Annotated in this window: 4 protein-coding genes; all 4 read left to right on the top strand. The window is 47.6% G+C overall.

The features are described from left to right. Window positions 1–693 (top strand): RHS repeat-associated core domain-containing protein (locus DBR24_RS19965; protein WP_146189086.1); only part of this gene is annotated, 693 nt, incomplete at its 5' end. An 11-nt stretch (window positions 694–704) separates the two neighbouring features. Beyond that, window positions 705–1,211: a DUF4265 domain-containing protein gene (locus tag DBR24_RS19960; protein ID WP_128615619.1), complete on the top strand. Its 507-nt coding sequence runs from the start codon at window positions 705–707 to the stop codon at window positions 1,209–1,211. Window positions 1,212–1,376: 165 nt separating this feature from the next. Then, window positions 1,377–1,862, top strand: a complete 486-nt coding sequence (locus DBR24_RS19955; protein WP_128615618.1) for a DUF4265 domain-containing protein — start codon at window positions 1,377–1,379, stop codon at window positions 1,860–1,862. 58 nt (window positions 1,863–1,920) lie between these two features. Further along, a complete protein-coding gene (locus tag DBR24_RS19950) occupies window positions 1,921–2,262 on the top strand; it encodes a hypothetical protein (RefSeq protein ID WP_225931080.1) in 342 nt (113 codons plus the stop codon). The last annotated feature ends 67 nt before the right edge of the window (window positions 2,263–2,329 follow it).

Here is a 2,329-nt window from a genome sequence, read left to right as displayed (position 1 = left end):
TACAGCGGTGAATACAGCCTTGATGAAGATCCGGTGTGGAATCACAAGGCAACGGCATTACCGTTTGATGCGTTGGCCTGGTACCAATGTGATCACCTCGGCACGCCGCAGGAATTGACGGACTCGCAAGGCAACATGGCCTGGACCGCGCAATACAAGGCTTGGGGACAGGTGACGGAGCGGCGCTCGGAGTGGGCGCGGCAGCATGATGTGATGAACCCGATACGGTTCCAGGGGCAGTATCACGATCATGAGACAGGGCTGCATTACAATAGATATCGTTATTACGATCCTTTGGTCGGACGTTTTATAAATCAAGATCCGATCGGTCTCGCAGGGGGATTGAACGCCTACGAATATGCACCAAATCCCGTGCAATGGATCGACCCATTAGGTCTAGCGCGTATTCCTAAGTCGGTGAAAACCAAGGTAGCTATCGAGAACAAGCAATTTCACGGAGTGGAATCATGTGAAAAGTGCTTGGTCACAGTAGTTCCTGGTCAAAAGAGCCAGAGGGGTGTAACTCCGCCACCGAATGAACGACAATTCGATCATATCCAACCTGATTCATTGGGAGGCGCAAACGATGAGGGTAATACCCAGATTCTATGTCGCCGTTGTAATCGCGAAGCTTCAGATTCAATCAAGCCGGATTACAAAACACTCAACCGTCTAGGCGGCTCCCCACCTTGAGCGTATAAAATATGAACGATATTTTTCACAAGATTGTCTTTGAGCTCACGCCTGACGAGGATGATTATCCTCCTGTATCCGCTGAGTCGATTTGGGGCATCTATGCCGGTGATGGCACCTATACCTTAGACAATACTCCCTATTACGTTTATGGCGTGAGTAAGGGCGATTTCGTGCAGGTAAAGTCCAGTGGCGATGAGATGATAGCTGTCCGTGTCGCAAAACGGGGTGGCCATTCGACTGTCAGAGTTTTTGCCAGTGATACTGAAGAGAAAAGTAAAATAATCGCTCATCTTCATCAGTTGGGTGCCTCGTGTTCAGTTAGTCAGGAAATGTCGCTGTTTGCAGTGGATATTCCCTCAGATTGTGATTTTTTCGCGATCGACAGATATTTGTCTGATATTGCTGATGGGGAAAATATTGCATATGAGGATGCTTGTCTGCAGCACTCACATATTGATTCATCTCGTCTAGGGGAGTGCCTGTCATTGGCTTCTTTACCACTACTAGCTCATTGATTGAGTAACCCCTAAATTGGATCATGGAGACAGGTCGGGATAAAGAAAGTTTTCGGAGGTGGGCTGCGTTTGTATAATTAATGAAGCGTAGTCTGTCCCGGTAAAAAGGTGGCCATCTCAAATAAAGGGTTTCGTGTGTTGAGCGTGGAAGTTCTGGAGCACCCTATGCTCGATGAGCAATCAACAGAAATTATTCGTGTGTATGCCGGAAAAAACTCAAAAGGTGCGGTATTTGAAGAGCTGCCGGCTCGCAAAATTGATGAGCATACGTATGAACTTCTGTTTTTCCCTGGCTTGGCTTTGAATCTGGCAAGAGGAGATATAGTTTCATTAAAAAATCCTCAAACACACGCTGAGGTTTTGAAGAGAGGGGGCAATTTTTGTATCCATATCTACTCCAAACACATTTCGCCAGAGCGGCTTAAGACACTTGAGGCGGATGTCGCGAACGAGCTCAACGGTACCTTGGACGGCGTATATAGAGGGAATTTGTCATTAGCCATTCCCGCAAAAAATGGAATGGATAGGATTGCAAAATTTTTTAATGCCTTCCATGAACAGACCGGGGTTCAATGGTACTACGCGAACATCTACAAAAATATCGATGATGTAGAGGACGAAACTCTGCTCAATTGGTGGCTGGATAGCTAGAGGTTCTCGCCAGTAAAAACGGCGAGTTAGGGTTGCAATGAATTTTTCGGGAGCTGCTATGAACGAACGTATGGAGTTTCGTCCGAATCAACTTCAGATAAATATTTGTGAGAAGTACGGAATGGCGGTGCTTGCGCCTGAGGTCATGGTTGCCGTCGCCCTGCAGACTCTAGGCCAGTCCCCTATTTATGGCAGCAGAGTTGAGCTGCCCGAAGGAGGGACTGTGAGTTGGTTCATACACTGCGGTGAGTATTCAAAAGCGGATGATTTCTACAAGCCCCTTCATGCTCACCATTTAGACGAAATACTGCCGCAAGTGGTGAGTTATCTGTGCCTGCCCACCGGCGCAAAATTCATTATCGACACTGGCGAGTATGAAGACGTCTGGATGGCCGAGTAGCGGCATCCAACTTACTAGTCAAAGGAGTGACAACATGAAAGACGCCATTCGCTTGGGCGACTCCACC

The sequence above is a fragment of the Pseudomonas sp. HMWF006 genome, assembly GCF_003061205.1.
In the GTDB taxonomy this organism is placed as follows: Bacteria; Pseudomonadota; Gammaproteobacteria; order Pseudomonadales; family Pseudomonadaceae; genus Aquipseudomonas; species Aquipseudomonas monsensis.
This window is presented reverse-complemented; position numbering and strand designations above follow the sequence as displayed.